General features: G+C 37.8%; 21 protein-coding genes and 3 tRNA genes. 2 read left to right on the forward strand and 22 right to left on the reverse strand.

Going from position 1 to position 25,779, the window contains the following annotated elements; all coding sequences use genetic code 11:
- Positions 1-12: 12 nt before the first annotated feature.
- The 13 genes from BUB87_RS04085 to BUB87_RS04145 all read right to left on the reverse strand — a co-directional run bounded on the left by BUB87_RS04085 (position 13) and on the right by BUB87_RS04145 (position 12,895).
- Positions 13-882 (reverse strand): carbohydrate ABC transporter permease, encoded by an 870-nt coding sequence (locus BUB87_RS04085; RefSeq protein ID WP_073342000.1) that lies wholly within the window; start codon positions 880-882, stop codon positions 13-15.
- Positions 882-3,065 (reverse strand): DUF5696 domain-containing protein, encoded by a 2,184-nt coding sequence (locus tag BUB87_RS04090; protein ID WP_073342001.1) that lies wholly within the window; start codon positions 3,063-3,065, stop codon positions 882-884. Before BUB87_RS04090 ends, BUB87_RS04085 begins: the two co-directional genes overlap by 1 nt.
- A gap of 17 nt (positions 3,066-3,082) precedes the next feature.
- Positions 3,083-3,697 (reverse strand): hypothetical protein, encoded by a 615-nt coding sequence (locus BUB87_RS04095; protein ID WP_073342003.1) that lies wholly within the window; start codon positions 3,695-3,697, stop codon positions 3,083-3,085.
- The gene (locus BUB87_RS04100; RefSeq protein WP_073342004.1) at positions 3,694-5,130 is read right to left on the reverse strand and encodes a hypothetical protein; all 1,437 of its coding nucleotides are present in this window, start codon (positions 5,128-5,130) and stop codon (positions 3,694-3,696) included. Before BUB87_RS04100 ends, BUB87_RS04095 begins: the two co-directional genes overlap by 4 nt.
- A gap of 18 nt (positions 5,131-5,148) precedes the next feature.
- A complete protein-coding gene (locus BUB87_RS04105) occupies positions 5,149-5,994 on the reverse strand; it encodes a carbohydrate ABC transporter permease (protein ID WP_073342006.1) in 846 nt (281 codons plus the stop codon).
- 26 nt (positions 5,995-6,020) lie between these two features.
- Positions 6,021-6,968 carry a carbohydrate ABC transporter permease gene (locus BUB87_RS04110; RefSeq protein ID WP_073342007.1) on the reverse strand — a complete coding sequence of 316 codons (948 nt, stop codon included), beginning with the start codon at positions 6,966-6,968 and terminating at the stop codon, positions 6,021-6,023.
- A gap of 77 nt (positions 6,969-7,045) precedes the next feature.
- Positions 7,046-8,452: an ABC transporter substrate-binding protein gene (locus tag BUB87_RS04115; RefSeq protein WP_073342009.1), complete on the reverse strand. Its 1,407-nt coding sequence runs from the start codon at positions 8,450-8,452 to the stop codon at positions 7,046-7,048.
- 260 nt (positions 8,453-8,712) lie between these two features.
- Positions 8,713-10,119: an ABC transporter substrate-binding protein gene (locus BUB87_RS04120; protein ID WP_073342010.1), complete on the reverse strand. Its 1,407-nt coding sequence runs from the start codon at positions 10,117-10,119 to the stop codon at positions 8,713-8,715.
- Positions 10,120-10,201: 82 nt separating this feature from the next.
- Complete coding sequence (locus BUB87_RS04125; RefSeq protein WP_084110863.1) at positions 10,202-11,200, reverse strand: carbohydrate ABC transporter permease; 999 nt, start codon at positions 11,198-11,200, stop codon at positions 10,202-10,204.
- Positions 11,201-11,530: 330 nt separating this feature from the next.
- A complete protein-coding gene (locus tag BUB87_RS04130; protein WP_073342012.1) occupies positions 11,531-12,601 on the reverse strand; it encodes a uroporphyrinogen decarboxylase/cobalamine-independent methonine synthase family protein in 1,071 nt (356 codons plus the stop codon).
- Positions 12,602-12,650: 49 nt separating this feature from the next.
- A tRNA-Thr gene (locus tag BUB87_RS04135) sits at positions 12,651-12,723 on the reverse strand.
- A 9-nt stretch (positions 12,724-12,732) separates the two neighbouring features.
- Positions 12,733-12,804, reverse strand: a tRNA-Glu gene (locus BUB87_RS04140).
- Positions 12,805-12,822: 18 nt separating this feature from the next.
- A tRNA-Pro gene (locus tag BUB87_RS04145) sits at positions 12,823-12,895 on the reverse strand.
- Positions 12,896-13,137: 242 nt separating this feature from the next.
- Between BUB87_RS04145 and BUB87_RS04150 the strand changes: the two genes are divergently transcribed.
- On the forward strand, positions 13,138-15,492 hold the full coding sequence (locus BUB87_RS04150; protein ID WP_073342013.1) for a phosphodiester glycosidase family protein: 2,355 nt from the start codon (positions 13,138-13,140) through the stop codon (positions 15,490-15,492).
- A 115-nt stretch (positions 15,493-15,607) separates the two neighbouring features.
- Positions 15,608-16,153, forward strand: coding sequence for a spore protease YyaC (gene yyaC, locus BUB87_RS04155; protein WP_327021781.1), 546 nt, complete (start codon positions 15,608-15,610; stop codon positions 16,151-16,153).
- On the opposite strand, the gene BUB87_RS04160 is transcribed toward yyaC, so the two are convergent.
- From BUB87_RS04160 to thiI, 9 genes are all read right to left on the reverse strand, one after another.
- Positions 16,121-17,779, reverse strand: a complete 1,659-nt coding sequence (locus BUB87_RS04160) for a methyl-accepting chemotaxis protein (RefSeq protein ID WP_073342015.1) — start codon at positions 17,777-17,779, stop codon at positions 16,121-16,123. The two genes, yyaC and BUB87_RS04160, sit on opposite strands and share 33 nt — an antisense overlap.
- Positions 17,780-17,836: 57 nt before the next feature.
- The gene (locus BUB87_RS04165) at positions 17,837-18,823 is read right to left on the reverse strand and encodes a LacI family DNA-binding transcriptional regulator (protein WP_234945950.1); all 987 of its coding nucleotides are present in this window, start codon (positions 18,821-18,823) and stop codon (positions 17,837-17,839) included.
- Positions 18,824-18,954: 131 nt separating this feature from the next.
- On the reverse strand, positions 18,955-20,526 hold the full coding sequence (gene cimA, locus BUB87_RS04170; protein ID WP_073342018.1) for a citramalate synthase: 1,572 nt from the start codon (positions 20,524-20,526) through the stop codon (positions 18,955-18,957).
- Between the two features lie 84 nt (positions 20,527-20,610).
- Positions 20,611-21,987, reverse strand: coding sequence for an RsmB/NOP family class I SAM-dependent RNA methyltransferase (locus BUB87_RS04175; protein WP_327021782.1), 1,377 nt, complete (start codon positions 21,985-21,987; stop codon positions 20,611-20,613).
- Positions 21,988-22,113: 126 nt separating this feature from the next.
- Complete coding sequence (locus BUB87_RS04180) at positions 22,114-22,500, reverse strand: SHOCT-like domain-containing protein (protein ID WP_073342022.1); 387 nt, start codon at positions 22,498-22,500, stop codon at positions 22,114-22,116.
- Between the two features lies 1 nt (position 22,501).
- The gene (locus tag BUB87_RS04185; RefSeq protein WP_073342023.1) at positions 22,502-23,812 is read right to left on the reverse strand and encodes a DUF4097 family beta strand repeat-containing protein; all 1,311 of its coding nucleotides are present in this window, start codon (positions 23,810-23,812) and stop codon (positions 22,502-22,504) included.
- A gap of 4 nt (positions 23,813-23,816) precedes the next feature.
- Positions 23,817-24,194, reverse strand: coding sequence for a DUF2089 domain-containing protein (locus BUB87_RS04190; protein WP_073342025.1), 378 nt, complete (start codon positions 24,192-24,194; stop codon positions 23,817-23,819).
- Between the two features lie 149 nt (positions 24,195-24,343).
- A complete protein-coding gene (locus BUB87_RS04195) occupies positions 24,344-24,616 on the reverse strand; it encodes an SHOCT domain-containing protein (RefSeq protein WP_073342026.1) in 273 nt (90 codons plus the stop codon).
- The gene (gene thiI, locus BUB87_RS04200; RefSeq protein ID WP_073342028.1) at positions 24,603-25,775 is read right to left on the reverse strand and encodes a tRNA uracil 4-sulfurtransferase ThiI; all 1,173 of its coding nucleotides are present in this window, start codon (positions 25,773-25,775) and stop codon (positions 24,603-24,605) included. Before thiI ends, BUB87_RS04195 begins: the two co-directional genes overlap by 14 nt.
- Positions 25,776-25,779: the final 4 nt, after the last annotated feature.

Here is a 25,779-nt window from a genome sequence, read left to right on the forward strand (position 1 = left end):
CTGTATCCCCCCTTAACGCTCACCGGCATAGAATACATGTCTTGAACTGACGATAAAGACGATGGCAATAACGATGAATATGAAAACAAAGTACAAAAAGCCCAGCGCGGCTGCATAACCTAATTCCAATTTACTGAACGCAACTTCATTAATATATTGCATTATGTTATTATTTATGTCCGTAAATGAATCGATAATTGTAAAAATTATATTTATCAATATAACAGGTGAAATCAAAGGCAATGTTATTTTCCAGAACGACTCCCATTCTGTTGCACCATCACATCTGGCTGCCTCATACAAATTATCTGATATACCCTGTAATCCTGCCAAAAACAGCACAATCTGAACACCCGAGCGCCAGAATATAAGCGTTAACCTGCTCAAAAAGGCGTTGACAATGTTTGTGGCAGTGGGGCCCAGATAAATAAATATCTGCTGAGGTATGCCTATGCCGTTTACCATCACCGTATTGTTTACACCGCCGTAAAGCAGCTGTTGCATAACGTAACCTGTTCCAAGAATAACAGGTAAAAAGAATACACCTCTAAAAAATCCTTTCGCCCTTATGTTATAATTTAACAATATTGCAATAAAAAGAGAAAATATTATTATCAATACAGTATTTATTATGGTATCGTTTATGATGGTCAAAAACCGCGGCAAGAAATTTACATCCACCACAAAGGCGTTTATATAATTGGAGATTCCCGTAAACTTTACCCTCAAGTTGGAAACTCCCTGTACCTCGCAAAAACTCAGCCACGCCGTGTGTAGAAGAGGATACAAGGAAAAAAGGATAAATCCGGCCAACCATGGCGATATAAAGAAATATCCATCTAAAACCTTCCTTTTTTCCAGCCCCATCTTCTTAATCTTCATCACATGCCACCTCCAACTACCAGGTAATCATACCCTTTAATAGTACGGCCATCCACCTCAACGTCGTTTTCGCTATAGTTTACATATACCTTTGCACCATTGCTGTACGTGGTAACATACAAATAATCGTTAACCTTCTTATGGTCAACCATATATTCCGACCATAATGGTTTAAGGTCCTCATTCATTTTCTTGTAATACTTTTCCGCATGAGCCACCCAATCGGTGTACTGTGAGCTAAATAACTCATTATAGTCTGTATACATCATTTCATTGGACGACCTATACGTCAGTTGATAATAAGGCATATAGCCGTATTCCACCAGCTTTAACAGTTGTGCTTTAGGATCATAGAACATATTAATAGGTGTACCTGAGTAAGGTATGGAGCCATGCACTACCATCTGATAGAAAGGAACGGCTTCGTCGCTGAAAAAATATCCTGAATCTTTTTCTGGTATGTCATAGAGCCTATCAGCGTACTTTAAAACATAAGCGTTTCCACCTTTTATGGCTGCAAAACCCAGCTTTTCTCTGACTTTATTTACCATCTTCATCCAATAACTGGCCGTCTGAGTTCGTGTAGAAGGATATCTATCGTTAAAATCATAGAAAAGAAAGTTTCCAAAACGTTCAAAGGTAATGCCATTCACTTTAAGCCTCAATAAATCAGGAAATATACTGTAATTAAAATAATCATAAACATATCCGGCGCTCTCTAAAAATCTGTTATTCCATATATTGGTAACAGGTAAAAATTTATTTGCCTGATACGCAATATTCTTTCGCGAAAATCCTCTGTAATCTGCATATATATCTACGTAATTATCCTGTAATGATATCTTTATTCCCATTTTATATACATCGCTAATAAGCCTTTTTAACCCCTCTGTTCCACCCAACGCGCCATTCACAGGAAAATGCAGAGGATAGGATAGATAACCCCTAGCATTCCAGCCCACAAGGTTTACCTGTACATCACTTACACCCCTTTCCCTTATATCTTTTAGAATAGTGTCTGCCTGATCAAATGTAGTCATAGGTATAAATTTATTCCTCAATAATTGATGTTCCTCTATACCCATAAACAGATCCAAACCCAGCGGCATATTGTCACCTTTTTTGATTACCTGTCTTAGCTCATGATGATCTATCAGATATTGCCTGTAAGCATTAGCCATACCGCTATAATTAGCATACGGCCCTGTTAAAAATTTATATGTGACGCTTCGGTCGATTTTTAGCATATGTGGCTCTAACTTCTGGGTCAGTGAACCGTTTTGAAGCGCGCCCTGGTAGCTTCGCCTGTAGGTAAATTCTACCGATACCCTGTTTAAATTAACCTGATACCCGCTGGGAGAGTAATTTATTGTAGCATCATATTCGCCTTTTGTAACAATGCCCATAAAAGCATTATCACCATTTTTTAACCCAAATACGGGCAGCATAGCAACTTCAGCCTTATTGTATTTATTCTCGTTTAAATTTATATCATCAGCGCCATAGATGTCTCCCTGATAATTCTTAAAGTACACAGGATGTGTCGACTTAAAGTATGAAATAGCCCCACTCCCATCAGGATAAAAAGCATAACCCTTATCTCTATCCGTCGCCGCCCCAAAATAAGGCAAAAGCTCTAATGTCACCAACCTTAAATTTCCGTATTCTTTTATATCCCTGGCCGGTATGTTTACGATAAAATCGTCTCCTTCAAGCTTGTATTCTATAGTGATTTTGAATTTTTGATCTACCATATCATAAGTCACTTTTACGCCGTTATCTATAGGTTGGGATGTGATTACAACTTTTTCAGTCGCTACACTGGCAGGCATGATATCAAGAGTCCTGGCCGCCGGATCAGCATATGTGATATTAAAAGCCGACTGGGTGTTTTTCAGTATATATTTATTTCCATTCACATCGCTGTCTTTTAAATTCTGAGGAAATCCCCATATATATCCATTCCTCTTATCTTTAAGCAAAATTCCTCCATCGGTATTCCTGAAATAAAAGGCAATGTTAGATGACTCCGCAACCAGGTTATAACCATCAGGTATTTTATTAACCACAGTTCCTTTCTGTAGATTTTCCTGCGTAGTTGGTTCCGCTATAGCCTCTATGCCAAAGGAATTCACTGTTATAATCAGTAACAAAGATATTAAAATCATCAATAATCTTTTCACTTTTCTCCCCCCTCGCGTCAACTTAACGTGAGTATCTTTATTTCCATAAATATCTGCAGCAAAAACTCATATATATTTCTCGTAAGCACATAAAACAGTCCACCCACCGCCCACAGTATCAGCATACTAAACAAAGCAAGAATACAAATCTTAAGCGTATCTATAAAGCTGTAGTCATTAAGATCCCTTACCTGCATAAAAAACAATATTAAAACCCATGCCCAGATAACTTCCTGTAAAAAAGTATATAACCCGGCATCTGTAGTACTCATAACGTGTGATAATATGCTAACGGGTATTGTAAGTATTATATATGGCAACATGGAATAAGCTGTAGCCACAAACACCTCACCTATATGGGATTCGCCATTCATTATGGTCGTCAAGGCATAACACGCAATTACCCAGGAAATAAGCGGCAATAGCATGCGGACTATTTCCAGATAAAAATTGGCCTCTCTAGGAAGTATCGACGCCAGCGGATAATGTGTAATAAAAATCTGTGCAATCCTTACAATACATACTAAAGCGTATAGAATAAATGCTTCAATATAATTTACGCCTTTTTTTAACCTAAAATAGCCTTCTGTAGGGAAAAATAGCATTACCAGCACGTTTTGTGCAAATCTCAATTCCTGATCCTCCCTCCTATGATCATATTGGCTTTCCTTCTGAGTATTGCCACAGCTTTTAATATGAGGTAGATTAATAAAACAACAATCAATACGACCCATCCAAAGTATTGCCTATATATCTGATGGCGGTACTCATCAAACGCCAGTGAATAACCGGCTTTATCCTCCCCTTTTAGATATTCTTTCATGCTTTCCCGCCACTTCCCTTCTTTATACAAAGCCTTTCCTATCTGCCTGTGAGCCAGCAAATAATTGGAATCTATCTTCAGGACATCCCTCCACAGCGTTGCCGCTTGCTGATATTTGCCATTATAATACATCTCTACTGCATTATGTACCATACTCATAAACCTTGTTGGTTGAAATATCTGTATATTGTTTCGATCCCTATCCAATACATAGAGTAAACCATCTTTGTCGACATCTATCGCTGAGGGATACTCAAAAAGTCCTCTTCTCTCACCCTGACCGCCGAAAACACATAAAAGATTTCCCTCTTGATCATACTGATAAATTCTTCTGGCCGATGCGTCTACTGCGCTTATAACCTTTTTGTCATCAACTGTTATACCTGTAAAATACGGCGTGTTCTGTGTCCATGATTCAGGTAACCAGTCCTCACCAAAAGATTTACCTGTGACGAAGGTGTTTACGCCCAGCGCATTTATCTTTTTAATCTGATCACTGTTGCTTAAAACCGTTGTGGTATACATATATCCTTCATCATCTAAAAAGATATCTGTAAAATATGGAGGGACCACCTTTGATAGCTGCGCCTTTTGTTCCGGCGTCGCAAAGAATCTAACAAGGGTATTTATTAAACTAAACGCCACCTTATTTGTTCCCACATAACCCCTGAAATTATTGAGGCCATCAATAGTTATCACGCCGTGGTAGTCATTTTCATTTAATACATTAAGGTAACCTCTTGCGTCCACCACCACTTTCCTGGGTTTAAAGGGATATTTGTTGTCCAGTAATTTCGAAGCAGGTCTGACAAATTCTTCGACAAAATTGCCATTTGGATCTAGATGAACAATACGGCCATTGCCTGTATCAGCCACAAATATATCACCGTTTTTATTAACAAAAACGCCTTTAGGCCCATTAAATGGCTTATCTTTTGGCCCCTTAAATACACCAAGGACATACCCGTCTTTTTCCAGTTTTACAATTCTGTTATTTCCTGTATCTGCCACATATAAAATCCCGTTCTGATCCACAAAAATGTCTTCCGGTTTATTAAAACCCACAGCCCCGCCATCGAGGTTAATGATAACGCTCTGTACGTCATAGGCTTTAGGTATAGGCACTCTTCTGCCATCCAGATTCAGCGTGTAGTCAATATCTTCAGCATAAGCAGGCAAAGCAGCAGAAATCAATGTAAAAACTATAACAATAAATGCCCACATTTTTTTAATATGCAACATAAATTGCCCTCCCATCCGTCAGGACTTTATACCTGAGTATATCATTGTATCCATAACCTTTTTCTGCATGATCACAAATATGATGATTGTAGGCATAGTCATTAAAAACGTAGCTGCAGCCATAGCACCCGATCGGGCTATGCTTGTACCTATAGTCTGGATAGCCAGTGTCAGATTTTTCATCTGTTCCGATGTGGTAAATACCAGCGGGCTGAAATAATCGTTCCAGTTGGACACGAAAGAAAACACAATAAGGGTAGACCATGCCGGTTTGCATGTAGGCATAACCACCTTCCAGAATATCTCCCATTCGTTAGCGCCATCTATGCGGGCTGCTTCTATTAATGAATCAGGAATCTGGTCGATAAATTGTTTCATTAAGAATATATTGTAGGCCACAGCGATTTTTGGAAGGATTAAAGCCCAGTATGTATTTACAAGCCCCATTTTGGATATCAAAAGATATGTAGGTATCTGCGTAACCTGTGGCGAGAACATAAGGGCTGCAATAATGATATTAAACATAGTGTTGGCACCTGGAAGCTTAAATTTTGATAGTGCATAAGCACCAAAACTACTTATTATAAGGGTTCCCAGCACTGTTGCTGTAGTTGTAAAAAGACTGTTGAACAAATACCTGGAAAATGGCACTGTAAAGCTGCTCAAAGCCGTAAGAAGATCGTAAAAATTCCTCAACGTAGGCCTTCGCACAAAAAATTCAGGAGGGAACAAAAAGAGTTCGTCCATGGGTTTAAAAGCAGTTGAAATCATGTAAACAATAGGCAACATCGTAAAACAAACCAGTGCGCCCATGAAAATATACGTAAATACCCATCCCGGTGTAAGTCTTGGTTTGCGAAACATACATCTCACTCCTTTCCCATATGCCTTCACAGTTCATCTTTAGATGAGAATACTCTCATGCAAATTCGGCCCAGCAAGAAGGTAACTATAAACAGAAACATAGCTATAGCTGAAGCATATCCCATTTCAAACCTTATAAACGCATAATCAAACAAATGAGCCACAATGGTGTGAGCTGCGTAATCAGGGCTGGGCATTCCCGCCACAGATACGGCAATATCAAAAACGCCAAAAGAACCCACAATGGCGTTGACGGCGCCAAAGAGTAATTGAGGTTTCATCATAGGCAGTGTAATAAACCACAGTTCCTGAAAACGACTTTTTATACCATCTATTATCCCTGCTTCATACAGTTCCTGAGGTACATTTTGTAATCCTGCTAAAAACACCAAAAATCCTGTACCCATACTCATCCACAGAGATATAATCATGACCACGGGCAGGATGGTTTTTGGATTTGTAGTCCACATAATGGGCTCTGTTATAATTCCCAAATTCATCAAAATATTGTTGATAAAACCGTATCTATCGTTAGAAAAGAAATAAAGCCATACAGTAGACATCGCTATACCGCTGGTGATAGAAGGCGCATAAAACGCCAGAGCAAAACCCGTCTTGAACTTCAGCTGGTTTATGACCCATGCCATTACAAAGGACAGCAGATAACCTATGGGACCCACGATCAGTGAAAACAAAAACGTATTCTTTAATGCGATCAAAAATACGTCATCGTCAGTAAACAGCAGCTTATAATTGGTTATGCCAATCCAGCGGGCAGGCTGGAGGAGATTGTAGTAGGTAAAACTCAGTCTCATGGCATCAAAAACAGGCAATACCGTAAAAACGATAAACAGGATCAAAAACGGTGCTAAAAAAAAGTATCCTGCTTTATTTCTATTAGCCTCTTTTAGCATGTGGCGAAAATTAACCTTCCATGCAGGTATCAAAATATTTCCCTTGGTTTGAACCCCCATCTAATTCACCTCTCCTCTAATGGATAATGGTAAGCCTGAACAAGTCAGGCTTACCATTTATTTATATCAGCTCATTATCATCTCTCGTATATGGGCTTTGCCAATTCAGCATCTATCTTTTTCTTTACGTCATCCAGTAATGCCTTGGGATCGCCTTTGCCTTGATAAGCCTTTTCTTTCGCATCCCACAATAAATTCCATAAGGTCTGCCCCACTGGTGTAACAGGCCTATAGTGATTCTTTGGAAGCAATTCTTTCACAAATACCTGATATCTGGGATCCCAATTGTTTACATAAGCTTCATTCACCGAAGGCATAGCTGAGAGCTGATTGCCATTAGCATCAAAATTTTTCAGTACCGACATCTGGCCTTCTTTACCGGTAGCCCATTTAATAAATTCCCACGCTGCATCCCTATGTTTTGCGCCTTTAGGTATCGCCATGGAAAATCCACCACCCCATGAAGCTGAGTCCACGCCAGGGACGGTCGGGAAAGGAGCCGTATCCCACTCAAAAGACACTTTATTTTTAGGATCCACCAGTGAAGGTATAGCAAAATTGCCATTATACATCATTGCTAATCTTCCCGATGAAAATGCATCTCTTGTTAATTTCAGTTGACCTGGCATTTGATTTACCTTGTCATAACCATATTTTTTAGCGTACCCTACTGCCCACTCCAAGGCCTTCACGAGATTAGGATCATTGGGCGTAAGATTCCCTTTATCATCAATAAATTTACCACCAAAGCGAAAACCAATATCATATATTGATCCACCTGATTGATCCCACCATGGCACGTATCCCAGTTGTGTATAATTTCCATTAGCGTCTTTCACCGTCAATTTCTCAGCCATCTGATCCAGTTCATCTATAGTCTTGGGAGGACTGCTAGGATCCAAGCCCGCCTTCTTAAAAAGCGTCTTATTGTAGAAAAGCCCACGAGCATCGGTGATATATGGCATGGCATACTGTTTACCGTTAAATATAGTTTCATCCCAACACGCTTTATAGTAATCATCAGCATTTATGCCATCCCTTTTCACGAGATCGGATATATCCTCAATAAGACCCTTTGCTGCCCATTCTCCAACAGCAAACCTATCAATATACAGCACATCCGGAGGGCTTCCACCTGCAATAGCAGCCGTGATCTTTTTGTCAAAACCTGTAACCCCATCGCCATTGGGCATAATGACCAACTTTACCTGAACATTCTTGTGTGTTTTATTAAAGGTATCCACAAGAGTTGCTTTAAGGTGATTCATGTAATTAACGCCCCAATCAGAATGCCAGAAAGTCACCTCAGTTACTTCACTCGTATTGGTGTTTTTGGTCTCCTGTGAAGCGCCTTGAGAGCTTTTATTCTTTTCACCACTTGATGTCGTCTGCTTTGTGTTTTTGCTGCCACATCCCGAAAGCAATAATGCACCTATCATCGCAATAATCATAATAATGCTAAAAAGCCTTCTTACATTTGACATCATTGTAACCCCCTCTTTAAATATTCATTTTGAATTATTATTAAAAAATATTTAATAAATTTATTGACTTGATATCCCTTTCGAAATTAAGTTATTTTACTATACCCGATCTCTCTATTCTTCTCATAACATACATGATTATATTCTAATAAGTCCCAAAACTGCCACCTCCATCAATCATGGTAACATCCTCCAACTCGTAAGGTAAACCCGAACAGGTCAGGCTTACCATGCAAAGATTCATCTTAAAATATTCATTATCATCTCTCATATATGGGTTTTGCTAATTCAGCATCTATCTTTTTCTTTACGTCATCCAGTAATGCCTTGGGATCTCCTTTGCCTTGCAGCGCATTATTTATAGCCTCGCCCATAAAACCAGCCAATGTCCCCGTTACCGGTGTGGCAGGCACAGGATTAGTCTTTGGGAATATGTCATCTATTAATTTTTTATAATGCGGATCTAACTTATTCTCAAATTCTTTATTAACAGATGGCAACGGTGAAAGGTCACCCAATATTGACAGGGTACTAGACATCAACATTTCCTGCCCTTCTTTGCCAGTTATAAACTTAATGAATTCCCATGCTGCATCCCTATGTTTTGCACCTTTAGGTATCGCCACGGCAGCTCCACCACCCCATGCAGGTGAATAGTCACCAACACCTGTAGTCGGTAAAGGAGCAAAATCCCATTCAAAAGATATATTATTATCTGGTTTAATCAAATTAGGTATCTCATAGCTTCCACTATACCTCATGGCCACTCTTCCTGCATAGAACGGATCTGTATTCAATTTCAATTGATTTGCCATTTGATTTACTTTATCATAACCATATTTTTGTGCATATCCAACTATCCATTGTAGTGATTTTACAATATTAGGATCATTAGGTGTTATATTACCATTGCTGTTAACCATTTTCCCACCAAATAAATACGTTACAGAAACCCAATGTGATCCTTGACCCCACCATGGCACGTATCCTAATTGTGTATAGTTTCCATTAGCATCTTTTATCGTCAATTTCTCAGCCATCTGGTCCAGCTCATCTATGGTCTTGGGAGGACTATTAGGATCTAATCCTGCTTTTTTAAATAAAGTTTTATTATATAAAAGTGCTCTTGTATCACTTTGAAGCGGCATAGCATATTGTTTGCCATTGTATATACACGCTTCCCAAGGTCCTTGATAATAATCATTAGCATTTATACCGTCCCTTTTTACAAGGTCAGATATATCTTCAAGAAGAGCTTTTGCAGCCCATTCTGGCACGCAACTTCTCTCACCGTTAACTATATCTGGTGGATTGTTCCCTGCAATAGCAGAAATAAGTTTTGTATCAAAGCCAGTAAAATTTCCATCACTCCACGGAAGTATTACTAACCTTACTCGAATATTCTTATGGGTCTTATTAAAAGAATCTACAGCTTTCTTAAGTGCTGCCATTTGATCAGCGCCCCAATCAGGTTGCCAAAAAGTTACCTCAGTCACTCCGTTTGCATTGGCATTTTTAGACTTCTGTGAAACACTTTGAGAACCTTTATTCTTTTCACTACTTGGCGTTGTGTGTTTTGTATCTTTATTACCACATCCCGAAAGCAATAATGCACCTATCATCGCAATAATCATAATAATGCTAAAAAGCCTTCTTACATTTGACATCATTGTAACCCCCTCAAATCTGCCTTAAGTGTTAAAACTATTTAATAGATATATTGATTTGAGACCCTATTTTGAAAGTGAGTTACCCAACTATACCCGATCTCTCTATGCCTTTCATAAACTGCTTTTGTAATATTAAGTATAATATCAGCATAGGAAGAACTACCAAAAATGTAGCTGCCATTACTACTGTTATGCTAAGCTCTTCTCCTGTCCTTCCTATCGCCAATTGTTCAAGTTGTTGATATAGTCTTGGAAGCATCATAGGTAATGTAAATTTTTCAAAAGAATTCAAATATACTGTTGGCTCAAAGTAATCATTCCAGTGCCAGACCAGTGAGAGTATACTGGTAACCAATATAGCTGGTTGACTCACAGGCATGATTATATTCCAGTAAATCCTGAAGCTACTGCATCCATCAATTATAGCTGCTTCTTCCAATTCATAAGGTAAACCTCTGAAGAATTGTCTGAAAATAAAGATGAACAATGCACCTCTCAGACCTGCACCCAAAAAACTCGGTACAATGATGGGAAGATATGTATCCATCCATCCTAAGGCCTTGTACTGAATAAAAAGAGGTATTATGAGAGATTGTGGTGGAATGATAAGCGTAAACATCGCCAGCATAAATAGTACTTCTCTGCCGGGAAACTTAAATCTGGCAAAACCGTAACCAACAAAAGAACATGATATGACCTGCCCTGCCATTGGCACAATAGATAGAATCGCAGAATTTTTTAAATACAGAGGATATGATAACAATTTGTATGCTATTGCATAATTCTTTACTTCCATGCTGCGCGGTATCCATCTTATCGACATGTCCAGCAGATCCACAGGTGTCTTAAGTGATGTGCTTATCATGTATATAAATGGATAAAGAAATACAAAGGACATATCTATCAGTAAAACGTATACGGCCAATTTGAAAATCAAGCGCCCCCATCGGCTTTTACTTTTGGCCATCTCCATATACCGTCTAATTCTAAAACTAGACCACATCTTTTTTCGGGAAGCCACAGGTAACTGCGAGGCCAGTTCAGCCCTCAATTTCTCACCTCCCCCTCTAAACCTCAATTTCTCACCTCCCCCTCTAAAAAACAGATAAACCACGTCTCAGTAAACATATTGTCGCAATTTTAAACATATTTAGATACTTCGTGTTTTACTTCGAACGAATTCTACCATAGTACATTATATATATGGTAAGCTCTAAATATTACTCGTGCTTTTCACAATTTCTCCATTTTTACCCTATATATCATTAGAATGACTTTATTTCCATGACAAGCGCTGTTATCATTAAAATTTTTTTATAACACTTCTGTCAAAGGCAAAAAAATTAGGCCTGCCTCTATAACAATAAATAGGCACGCCTAATTTTATCAGTTAATTTTATTTTTTACTTTAGCCATTTAGTTTTTCTCTCCACTCCAGAAGTTCATAGGCCTTATCTTCGCTATCACAATATACCGACACATAAACACCTTCAGGGGAAATCCTCTCAAAAAGCCATGATATCTTCTCAGGATCAGCTCCATTTAAAACCAGCAATTTGCCTTTATTCTGAATCCTCTCATACAATTCTAGCCATGCCTCTGAATCCACATTTTCATTACCGGCGCCAGGAACCCACTGTATCCCATCTATCTCATCTATATCCAGCAATATATCAAGATGCGGGATCTCGCCAGGTCCATCCCAATGGTATATGGTGTGATCAAGTCTGCGGGCCTGCTCTCTCAAATATGGGGCCACAAATTTTTCAAACATCTCTGGCGATATCATTACAGAAAAATCACACTGTATGGGATACCACTTTGTAGGACACCATAAACCCATCCATGCAGAAGTTCCTTCCATATACTGTGACAGTATATTGTTGAGTTCATCGTAGCAAATATGCCATAATTCCAGAATCCTATCCATTGCGTTTATAACTCTTTCAGGTTGGTCAATGAGATCGTACAAAAGGTTTTCCGTACCTCTTAAAGAAGCCAGAATATCCATAATGCCACCCAAATCCGTCATCCCTGTTAAAAATTTACCTTGACTACGTTTTCCTATCAAATGAGCTAATGTCTTGGTATAAACCCACCATTCATTATCCTGCTTTAAAGAAATAAGGGCCTTTTCTATATCATCCCACTCCATAGGATGCTCAAACCACGCAGTATCGCCGCTAAACCCTAAAAAACCCGTAATATAAGCTGCCATTACTCCTGGACCCAGATTTAACCATAAATTTGGATATGATTCTCCCAGGAACAAAAAATCTTCTGCCATTGCCTCAAAATTATCTACTGCTTTTTCTGGATCGCCCTTTTCCCTCAATAAATCCCAACCGTTCCATTCATACTCCTGATGCCTGCGAAATTTCTTGGGTGCGTTTATACTGAGAAGCGGTTTTTTTAGCTCTTTATTCCACCACTTTTCATATTGTGATTTTGTCTCTTCCCAACATTCTTTATAAAGCACAAAAATCCCCCTTTTTTACAAAATAATCTATAAAAATTTAAATAAATAAAGCTGGCAATAGGACTTGAACCTACAACCTGCTGATTACAAGTCAGCTGCTCTACCGATTGAGCTATGCCAGCAATATGCAGTGACCCCGACGGGATTCGAACCCATGTTACCGCCGTGAAAGGGCGATGTCTTAACCACTTGACCACGGGGCCATATTTAATTGTCAATAGTCGGGGCGGAGGGATTTGAACCCCCGACCTCATGGTCCCAAACCACGCGCGCTCCCAACTGCGCCACGCCCCGAATAACGACAATATGTATTTTACTAAATCTAATATCAAATATCAATACTCAAATTCAGCCAAATTACGCCGATTTTACGGTTATATAGCTATTTTTCTCTTGTTTTCTCGCTATATCTTATATTATCTCCGTTCTTCTTCTTTTGTAAATTAAATGTAACATCTATGTAACAACAAACTCTACTTTATATTGTATAATTAAACTACCCATTGGTAATTATTTCGAGGTTAGGAGGAACAAATATGAAAAATTTTTTAAAACCGTTCGTAATTTTATTTCTTTTATTTACGCTTACCGCCTTTTTTTCGCCAGCATATGGCTATACAGTGCTGGACACCAGAATCCAGAGTGAAACTATTACAGAAGGTGTTGTGAGGCAGTATATAAAAAAGTATACATCGACAGGCTGGTTATATTTGAATGTGCTAAAAGTAGACCTTAAAAATCCTTATATAACACTGAATGCCATCATAAATGACAAAAGATTATCAAACAAAGAATCTGTTTTACGCATGGCCACTGATAGCGGTGCAATTGCCGCTATAAACGGAGATTTTTTTGCTCCAACGATCAGCAGTGAACCATCCCAATCCATCGGTGTTCTCATAAAAGACGGTCAGATCCTATCATATGCCAATCCAGGCAAAGATTTTGCTACTTTCAGCTTTACATATGATAAAATACCAGACATATCCCTGTGGGATTACACCACATTGAAAGTCGTCGCACCTGATGGTAGCAGCGCTCCTATAGACCGTATCAACAAGTTTAGCGATTTCAACAACATAACATTATATGATAGGATGTGGAGAGATACTACATATGGTGTTTCTAAAGACTGCCCTGGTATGGTGGAAGTAATTATAGATAAGAATAATACAGTACTAGAAGTACGGGATAAGCAACCTCCTACAAATATACCCGTTGGTGGATATGTACTGGCATCTTCTAATTTGGATAAGAGGAACTTTTTGCTCAAACTTAAGCCAGGTGATGTTATAAAGATTCAGGTGTCTCCATTTATAGAAAAACTGAAAACAGCCGTAGGTGGCGGAGCCATGCTTATAAAAGACGGCAATATACTCCCACCACCTGCCAATAAAAATGCCTTTCCTCAGCACGATACTCCTGCAGCCAGAACGGCTATAGGTTATACTCAAGACATGCGATATATCATCATGCTGGTTGTAGATAAAAGTGCTCCAAATTCCATAGGTTTAACATATAATGAACTGGCACAAGAAATGAAGGCCCTTGGAGCATATAATGCCATGAGCTTTGATGGCGGAGGATCTTCAACAATGGTAGCAAGGCCTTACGGTAGTAATAATCTTACAGCTGTTGCAAAAGGAAGCCAGGGTGAGTGGTTAAGACCTGTGTCCAACGGAATAGGTGTCTTTTCCACGGCGCCCAAAGGTGATGCCGCCAAATTGATACTTAAAGTCGACGACACCAATACATATACAAATGTGCCTAGAACCATTCAGGTCCTGGCAGTTGACGCCCACGATAATCCTGTAGATATTGATCAATCAAAAATTTCATTTGATGTAAAAGGCATCAACGGTTCAATGAATGGCAATTTATTTACGCCTTACACTCCAGGGAATGCTGTAATAACGGCTATTTATGGTAATATCTCAAATAGTATTACTATAAACGTGTTAAATGATGTGGCAGAGCTGAAATCATCGCCTGTTAACATAGATCCAGGGCAAAAGAAAAATATCATCATTTACGCTAAAGACTATAGTGGAAAAAGAGCACAACTAAATTTAAGCGACGTAAACTATAAAATTTATGGTAACATCGGTTATATAGAAGGCGATACATTTATAGCAAACAATAAAGATAGCAGCGGCTTTATAGCTGTTGATTTTAGAGGGTATAAACTGAATATACCTGTTAAAGTAGGTGAAGGTTCTCAAATTGATACAAGCTTATTACCCGCTGAAACCAATTTTATAGATGTCGACAAAGACAACCGAGTTATTGTAAACCCAGATTTAAAAATAGCCGTCATCGGTCAAACCAAAGTTAAAACCCTATTTGACTTATATATGATGAGAAAATTTATAAATGAAGCCAACAAAAACAATATGCTGGTCGTAGCTATGGGAAGCAATGAAAGTAAATTGTTAAAAGAATTGAAAAAGACACCTATTACCACTGATACTCGTGGAGCATATATATATGGAAATTCCACATTTATCGTCTTAGATACATCAAAAGGTGGAATAAGGGAAACAGATCCAGAACAATGGATATGGCTTAAGGATCAGCTCAAAAACATTAAAACCGATAATATCTTTATTGTAATGCCTACAAATGTATGGGGAACAGGTGGTTTCAAAGATCCTGAAGAATCCCGACTATTAGAAGATCTATTGATAGAAGTAAAAAATAATGGAAAAAACGTATGGGTACTTCAAAATGGACAGAATAGATTATATACCACCGTTAACGATGGTATAAGATATATATCTACTAATGGCCTCTTAAATAGCTCTCCAAAAAAAATGCGCGATAATATATATTTGAATATTTACGTTAAAGGCAAAGATATTTCATATCAGATAAATAGTATTATAAAATGAATAATTAAGTTAAAAAGTGTACTTAAAATGTTTGAATCTTAAGTACACTTTTTTATTGCCAAGAATATATTTGTAATATAGCAAACATAGAATAAAAAAATAGGGAGATGAAAAAATGGCTTTCTTACCTGGTCGCATTGATGAGAGAATAAACTATACTCATCCCAACGCTATCAATTTTTTAACAAATATACTGTGCAATCTCATTGCACATGACGACGTTTTCTTATGTATAGGCACAGACAAATACATAGGAGACGCCCTGGGACCTATAGTAGGGAATAATCTTATAAAAATGCATCCTGATCTCAAAGTTTATGGAACACTAAAGGAACCTGTACACGCTATAAATATCGTAAAAACCATGCACATGGTGAAGAAAAAACATCCTACCTCCCGAATCGTAGCTATAGATGCATGCCTCGGTGAACCATCAAGCATCGGCGATATATGTATAAAAAACCAACCTTTATTCCCAGGCAAAGGGGTAGGTAAAAACCTTCCACCTGTAGGTGATATCTCTATCATAGGTATTATAGATGTATACGAGATGTATTCGCTGCGTAATACCAGACTAAGCCTGATCATGGACATGGCAGATATTATATCGCTGAGCATATCAATGTCATTACATAGCCTTCAGTATAGACAATATCGATGATAAGTGCTGTCCCTGCTCATTTATACTACTTATCTGATCATAAATCTCATTTACATTTCTACTGTTATTCTCGTTGACGCTATTAAGCATCTCCTGTATCTGCTCCGAAGCAGCCAACAATTCCTGTACCTGCGCTGAAATCTCTTCGGAAATGGCCATTACCTGTTCAACTTCTTGCTGAGATTTTTTAGCACCATCTACGTTTTCCGCAGATATTTCTGTTATGCTGGATACAGCAGCTGTTATTGTATCAAAAATCTTTATTATTCGGTTAAATAAATCGTTTACAGAATAAACTTTTTCAATAGCGGCCTTAGATTTAGACAAATTATCCTTTATGCTTGCAGAAGCCTTATACGCATACTCTGTTATATCCCTTACAATCGAATTTATATTCTCGGCATTCTCCGCTGATTGATTGGCTAATTTTCGAATCTCTGTTGCCACCACTGCAAACCCTTTACCATGTTCGCCTGCTCTAGCTGCTTCAATCGAGGCATTTAACGCCAGGAGATTGGTCTGAGACGATATCGAATGTATAACATTGAGTATTTCACCGATTTGCTGAATCTTTGTATTTAATGTATTTATTTCTTCTGAAGACGCATCAATTTCATTCATAATGAGTTTTAGATTTTCTATGGTCTGAATAACTTCACCGCTGCTATCTTTCACCTTTTGTGACATTTCATTGATGTCTTTTTCTGCTCCAGATATACTCTGCATAACCATATCTGACGATGAAACCACCTGATCGTTTACTGTTGACACCGTAGATATAGCTTGTACTACCTGGCTTACAGCATCAGCAATTTGTTTTACTCCATCCACCAATGAATTAAGAGAATCAGTTGCTTCCTGCAGGCTTATGGTATTATTTTTTGACATTTCCTGAATCTCATTAGACTTTAATGCTACCTTGTTTGAGGACATTTCGATGTTCTCAATATTTTTATGGAGATTGTTTATAAAACTTCTTATCCTTGAAAACAGTCTTATGCCGCCTATCAAACTTATAAGTATAGCCACTATTCCAACAATGAGTGAAACCATTTCAAGCTGTCTATACTCTTTCTTCATGGCGTCAAAGCGTTCCGAATAATATTTTGTAAAGCTATTATTAAACACATTCAATGTATCCACCATCATTTTGGAATCGGACATTATGCTGTTAATCAAATCCGAATCCTTATCAGGATCGTTTGATAGTTTATGAGCATTTTTCATAATTTCCTTATTAAAGTCTATCAACGCAGTTATGTACTCTTTAAAATCCTTATAGTATTTACTGCCTTTTGTCTTCTCTATAGAATTTTTAAAATCTAACAATTGATCATTTATATTGGCAGCATCACTTTGTAACGTCTGGGCACCATACGTACCAGATAAATAATTGCTCAAGTTATTGTTAAACGATATAACCGCAATATCAAGTGTATTAAATTTTACAATCTGATCGGATACTATGCTGTTAATATCGTTTATACTTCTTAAATTCCCTACAGAACCCAAATATATAAAAACCGAGAGAAACAAAATAATGATAAAAAGCAATAAAAACGACGTAAGAAGCTCCCGCCTTAACGTAAAATTCAGTGATAAGTTTATCTTATGTTTCTTCAACACACACTCCATCCCCTTTTAGTATGTATTTTAAGCGGCATACGCCGCTTAAAAAATTTTTTACCTGGCTTTTGCGCTGGTATCTCTCTCAATCAATTGATAAGGCAGATTAACAGCTTTCTCTTCCAGTTTCTCGCCGTTTAACTTTTTTATAAGCATTCTCGCTGCAACAGCACCTATATCATATATAGGCTGCCGTATAGTAGTCAATGCAGGTCTTATTATAGATGCCAACGGAATATCGTCAAACCCAACCACAGAAATATCATCAGGAATCTTATAACCTCTATCCAAAATACAATTTACTGCACCGATAGCCATAATATCATTGGCAGCAAACACTGCTGTTATGTCATTATACACATCCAAGATATCCGCCATGGCCTCATAACCATTTCTTATGCCAATTTTAGATACTCGGACCAATTCTTGCTTAAAATCTATACCTGCATCATAAATCGCCTGCTTATATCCTTCAAAGCGCTCCTTACCTAATACCTCGTCGGAAAGCGGTCCACCAACATAGGCAATTTTTTTATGACCAAGCTTTATAAGGTAATTAGTCGCATCATATGCAGCGTTATAGTTATCAATGCTGACATAGGGGATATCCAAACCTTCTGCACGTCTATTAACAAAAACGGCTTTTACCTCGTTTTCCTTAAACCAATTGATATGGTCATCAGTTAAATTAGTTGTCATAAATATAATTCCATCTACCTGCTTTTCCAGCAAGAGATTTAAATACTCCATCTCTTTTTTGAGTTCTCCATAGGTATTACATAAAAGTATGCTATAATTGTACATATTGGAAATTTCTTCTGTGCCTTTGACCAATTCTGAATAATAGGAATTCGATATATCGGGCACGATAATCCCTATAATATTCGTCTTGCGCAAGACAAGACCCCTTGCCAGCAAATTTGGCCTATAACCCGTTTCTTTTATAGCCTCCAGCACTTTCTGCCTTATCTCCGGCGAAACAGGTTTTGAATTGTTCAAAACCCTTGAAACCGTTGAAATAGAAACACCAGAGCGCCTCGCCACATCTTTGATCGTAACTTTAATTTTAACTCACCTCTCTTAAATTATATCGTACATTTTTCTTAAATCTTAAGCTTTTACATTGAAAGCATGTACAAGCTTATTATAGGAAAATTTTTTCCCGTTGTCAACAACTATTTTTGTTTCTTATCTTCTTCTTTCGCTAATTTATACTCTATAGAATCTATTAAAGCATCCCAGCTGGCTTGTATGATGTTTGTAGAAACGCCCATAGTACTCCAGCATTCTTCCCTGTCTGAGCTCTCGATCAAAACCCTTACTTTCGCAGCTGTTGCACCATCACTATTCAAAACCCTCACTTTATAGTCTGTTAACACTACCGACTTTAAAACAGGATAAAAACGCTCTAACGCTCTCCTCAATGCAGCATCCAATGCATTTACAGGGCCATTGCCTTCAGCAGCTGTTACTTCTTCAATACCATCTACTGCTACCTTAACCATAGCAGTTGCACTGGTTTGCAAATCCCAGGGTATCTGGTCTATTACTTTAAAATACTTAATATCAAAGTGCTTTTTAAATTTGCCAAGAAGTTTCTTGACAATCAGATAAAAAGAGCCTTCCGCACCCTCAAATTGATAACCTTCATACTCCATTTTCTTCAGCTCATCGATTATCATTTTAGTTTCAGGAGAATTTTTCGTCAATGTCGGTTCTATTTCCTTTATTTTTGAGAGTATGGTACTTTTACCTGATACCTCAGACATAAGAATACGCCTTTCATTGCCCACGCTCTCAGGGTCTATATGCTCATATGTCCTAGTATTCTTTAACACTGCATCTATATGCATGCCACCCTTATGAGCAAAGGCACTATCGCCTACATATGGCATTCTGTTGTCATGCTGCATATTGGCTACTTCACTTACATATTTCGAAACAGATGTTAGCATTTTAATATTATCGTCAGGTATACATTCATACCCCAATTTTAGCTGAAGAGCTGGTATTATAGAGCATAAGTTAGCATTTCCCGTCCTCTCACCATAACCATTGATACAACCTTGAACCATTGAAGCGCCAGCTTTTACAGCTGTTATAGAATTGGCAACAGCTAATTCAGAATCATTATGGGCATGTATACCTATTGCTACTGAAATATTATTTACAACCTTTGATACAATTTCATATACCTCATCAGGGAAGCTCCCCCCATTGGTATCACATAGGACTACAAATTTTGCACCAGCATCAGCTGCAGCTTTTAAGGTCTTCATAGCATAATCGGCATTTGCTTTATAACCGTCAAAAAAGTGCTCAGCGTCGAAAATAACCTCATATCCTTCTGATGCAAAAAACGATACTGTATCATATATCATATTCAAATTTTCATCAAGGGAGGTCCTCAATACATCTGTCACATGGAGATCCCAGCTCTTACCGAATATGCATATTGTATTTACGCCCGCTTCCAATAATGCTTTTACATTATTGTCTTCATCAGTTTTTATACCAGGTCTTCTGGTACTACCAAATGCCACAACTTTTGCATTCTTTATACTTACACCTTTTAACCTTTTAAAAAAATCAGCATCTTTAGGATTAGAACCGGGATTGCCTGCTTCGATATAACTTATACCAAATTCATCTAACTTTTTTACAATCTTTAATTTATCTTCAACAGAATAGGAAATACCTTCAGCCTGCGCTCCATCTCTTAGTACAGAGTCATAAATATATATCATCCGTGTATATCCCCCTTGCAAAAATTTAAAATATTGTTTTTATTTTATTGCCAAAGCAGGCATTTGTCAATACTTTTTATGCGCTTACCAGTTAATCCTCAATCCCTTTGGATAATGGTTTTTAAAATTGCCTCCAGCAATCTTACACCAACCTAATGGAAAACCATCAACACATACCAATGACCATCCACTTTTTCTGTATAAACTTTCTGGAATACCTATTGCCTGTCCTCTCAAATAATCTAATACTTCTTCACTATCTGATTTAAGGTCAACACACCTTAAAACATCACTTTTTCGCAACCCCAACGCCATGGCATGTGATGGTTCAAATCGACCCTTTTTTAACTGTCCCAGGTACCAACCATACCGCAATACCTTTAGACCGCGCAAATTTGGCAAAAAATCAGGAAGCATATACACTTCATCACCTACTATTGTAATATTATCCATATCTTCAGGCTTTACTAACGCGTCCTTGCAAAAGTCATAAAAGTACTCTAATTTACTCGTATTAGTCTTGATTTTTTTATTGCTGTACTTTATATCGTCACCATCTAATTTTTTAAGAACAGCTATAAAATGTCCCTCACCTTCTATTTTATGAGGCCACAACCTCATACACTTTGATAATTCTGGATTTCCATCATCCCAGTCAGGTCTACCTGGCGAAAAGAATCTGCTCACAGCTACATCTATTAACTCAAATTCTGGATGCTTTTTAAGAAACTCATCTATTACCTGCTCGTTTTCTTCTGGCGAAAAAGTGCATGTAGAATAACTCAACAATCCCCCCGGTTTCAATAACTCAAAAACCACATCCAATATCCTGGCTTGTGTTTTGGAACAAGATTTTACCATGCCTTCAGACCAAGAATAGCATACTTCTGGATCTTTTCTAAACATCCCTTCACCAGAGCATGGCGCATCTACTATTACCTTATCAAAAAATCCCCTGAATGAATTAAGTAATCTTTCAGGAGATTCGTTTAAAACGATAGTATTTCTAATTCCAAATCTCTCAATATTCTCAACCAGTGCTTTAGCTCTTAAGGGATTTATCTCGTTGGATATAAGTAATCCTTTTTCTCCAATCTTGTTAGCAATTTGAGTAGTTTTTCCACCTGGAGCCGCACTGATATCAAGCACCACATCTCCGGGTTGGGGAGATACAGCTTCAACTACGGCCATAGCGCTTGGCTCCTGTATATAGTACAACCCCGCTGCGTGGTAAGGATGTTTACCAGGTTTTACATCTTTTCTATAATAAAATCCTGATTCACACCACGGAATTGGTTTAAGCTCATACGGAAATATTTTCAAAAAATCTTCTACTGATATCTTTGACGTATTAACCCTTAATCCATAATACCTTTCACTATCGTAGCTTTGTATAAATTCTTCATACTCATCCCCTAATAATGATTTCATTTTCGCTATATAACCATCAGGTAATACCACTGTTACACCACTTTCCCAAAATTTTATTTTAAACATTATATATTATATCACATTCTAAAGCCCTGTCACCTGTATTTAGAAACAAAAAAAGCGGGATTTATCCCGTACATATATTAAAGCGAATGATCATTCTATAGTAATTTCTACTTTTAACCCTTCTTCATTCTGTATTTCCACTATTTTTCCTTCTGCTCCACTCTTTATAACCTCTGCGATTTGTTCCAAATCAAAATCTTCCGGCATCTTATCTGCAGCATATTTTTTAGCTATTTTCAATCCTACATCCACTAAAGAAATAGGTAAATTGACATTAACGCTGGTATTATCTTCAGGCACAAAGACCTTTATACGTATCCATCTAGTTTCTGGCTTTCTGCCTATCAGTCGCATCACACCCTCATCCCGGTTCGAAGAATTAGCATCATCTAAAGCCTTTATAAGCTCCGCACCTTGCTCTGCGCTAAGCTTACCACTTTCCACCATTTTCAATATCTGTAATTTTTCACTTTCCATACTAATCCTCCTTATACACATTTATACTCCCATTACTGGTCAACGCTTTTAAGCTAACATTAACAGGAGCTACACCATAGTTCTCGCTCTTATACCTAAAGTTGTTTTTACCTGAGTAATTTATATCTTTTAAATGTATTGTTCCATGTCCATTGCTTGTAGTCAGAGTTATATCATAAGCCATACCATCAACTTCATTGAGGCTAACGTTAATGCTGCCGTTGGACGTGATAAGTTCCATCTTCCGGCTTTGATTTTCTATTACCCTGAGATTGTCAACTGCAATGCCGCCATTAGATGTGGTAAAATTTATATCTCCAAGCTCGCTGTTTATACATTCTATTTTCCCATTAGATGTTTTTACAAATATATCAGGTACATGAAGGCTTTCAAGTAAAACCTTTGCATTAGATGTAATACATCTTACTTCATCACTAGCAGTATTCAACACTTCTATTTTGCCATTACTGGATTTAGCATCTAAGTTTTTACATGTAAGTTTTGTCACGCAGATTTTACCGTTTGACGTATTTAAATTAATTCGATTATAATCTTTATCAGGTAACCATATAACAACGCTTAGGTATTTCACTACAGTCGCATCATAGCCTATAGAAAAATAAGGTTCTTCCAACGAATCCAATCTATTTTCTACTTTAATACCTGGAAGACTGTCCCCGTTTGGCTCCACCCTTACATCTGCCTTTGCGTTTGATTTTATTCCCCACTTCAACTCAACCTTCATTTCAGTTCCATCATAAGTATAGAGCTCTATCTTTCCATTTATCCCGTCTACCTCTAAATTCAATCCATCAGGGATATTGTTCCACGTCTTCGTCACGCTCAATTCATGTCCAGAAGGTTTGCCAATGGGATTATTGAAAAATTTCTCCACAAACCGTTCTGCAAAGATGGCCGCTTTTTCCCCTATGCTTTCACCTAAGTTTCCTATTCTTTCCCCTAATTCTTCGCCTAGTTTGCCCATTTTTTCTCCAATTTCTTCGCCCAATCTGCTCAACTGCTCCATCTTTTCCTCAAAGTCATTGTCCATGTTTTTCCATTTCTTTATCTCATCATTAACCTTATCCTTTATTGTCGTATTCTCCGCGTCGTCCTCATCATCTCCTTCATCCTCATCATCTTCTTCATCTCCATTTATGTCTGCTTTCTCAAATTTAATTTTGCCGGCATTACTCGAAGAACGATTTTGCTTCTGTTCTCCTTCCAGCGCTTCAAGGAGAAGCAATGCTTCTTCGCTTGTGATCTTGCCTTCTTCCAGCATCTTTAAAATAGCCATCTTTTCCTCGTCCATACCCCTACCTCCCATCTTTTAATAATCTAATAGCTTCACTAGCTGATATTTCTCCCCTGTCTAATTTGTCAAGTATTTCCATTCTTTTTGAATCATTCAGCGATGTATTTGGCACTGCATCAAGTCCCAGAGTAGCAATTACGTTTTCTAAACGATTTTTTACTGTGGGATAAGAAATGCCCAATTCTCTTTCTACATCTTTTATGTTACCCCTACATTTTATAAAAACTTCCAAAAACTCCCTCTGCTCTTTCGTGAGATAACAAAATTTACAAAGATCAAAACGACCCTTTATATCTATATCACATTCGCTGCAATGGAGATTTGTAACTTCGAGTTTTGCACCACATACAGGGCATAACCCCAATACCTCCTTTTTCAACATATCACCTCTTTTCTCAAATCTTATGTGACATTTTCTCTGTCTATGAATATTATAAATTAAATTATCAATAATGTCAATTTTTATTTTAATAATTTTAATGTTTATATTAAGAATATTTACATTTAAAAAAGAGCCTTACGGCTCTTTTACTCCTTTAATTTCTGTTTCATTCTCTCATATTCTTCATCACTTATTTCGCCACGAGCATAGCGTTCTTTCAATATGTCCAGTGGGTCGATTTTTCTGTCCAGCCTGCTGACATTATAATCATAAGATCTGCCTGAGCGCAAAAGCTTTATGAGCAGGTAAACAGTCAGCACAATAATCAGTACATAAAATATCATCATTATTAAACCCCCGAGGCCAAACACGTGCATGTATCCCCACCAGCCGTCACCCCACCAGTTATTCCACATCATTTACATCACCACCTTCTATTTTTATTATTTCACTCTTGCTCAGGGCATTTTCTATCATACTCTCTATATTTAATCCCTTCTCTGCCTCCTCTATCAAGTCTATTCTCGGCCTTATTACAGGATGTTTAGGCACAAAAACTGTACAGCAGTCTTCATAAGGCAATATAGATATTTCATATGTCCCTATCTCTCTTGCCTTTGATATTATCTCCTGCTTATCCATACCGATTAATGGCCTGAACACAGGCAAATCTGTCACAGCATTGGTCACATGCATGCTCTCGATTGTTTGGCTGGCAACCTGACCAATGCTTTCACCTGTAACCAGAGCTAAAGCCCCTTCCTTTCTGGCAATCCTGTCAGCTATCCTCATCATCATCCTGCGCATCAGTATGGTAATCATTTTAGGCGGACAATTTTCATATAAATCTTTCTGTATATCAGTAAAATGCACCACATACAGCTTGATGCTGCCGGCAAATTGAGCTAATACACGAGTAAGATCAATGACTTTTTCCTTTGCCCTTTCGCTGGTAAATGGGAAGCTGTGAAAATGTACTCCTATTATTTGCACCCCTCTTTTCATAGTCATCCAGCCCGCCACAGGACTATCTATACCTCCTGACAGCAATAAACACGCTTTTCCACTGGTACCAAGAGGTAATCCTCCACAACCTGGTATTTCTTCACTGTATATATATGCCTCTTTTCTTACCTCCACATTTATTACAAAATCAGGATTATGGACATCAACGGAAAAACCCGGTATCTCATTGAGTACTCTTGACCCTATATAAGCATTTATTTCAGGACTATCCAAAGGAAATGCCTTGTTGGGTCTCCTGGTCTCCACTTTAAAGGTTTTACACCCTTTTTCAAACATTTTGCGAGCAATATTAACAGCATGCTCTGATATAGAATTTATATCCAGTTCCACTTCTTGTGCAGGACATATGCCTACGATGCCAAATACCTTTTTTAATTTTCCCAGAACCATTTCCTTATCTAAATCTGTTTTTACAAATATCCTACCATTTTCCCTTATTATTTCCACATCTTGCTCAAATCGTTTTTTTATGTTTTCAACCAATTTCCTCTCAAAAAACGATCTGTTCTGCTTTTTTAAAGCCAATTCTCCATACTTAATCAAATAAAGCATTTAC

Origin of the sequence: Caldanaerobius fijiensis DSM 17918 (assembly GCF_900129075.1) — a bacterium.
Classification (GTDB): Bacteria; Bacillota; Thermoanaerobacteria; order Thermoanaerobacterales; family Caldanaerobiaceae; genus Caldanaerobius; species Caldanaerobius fijiensis.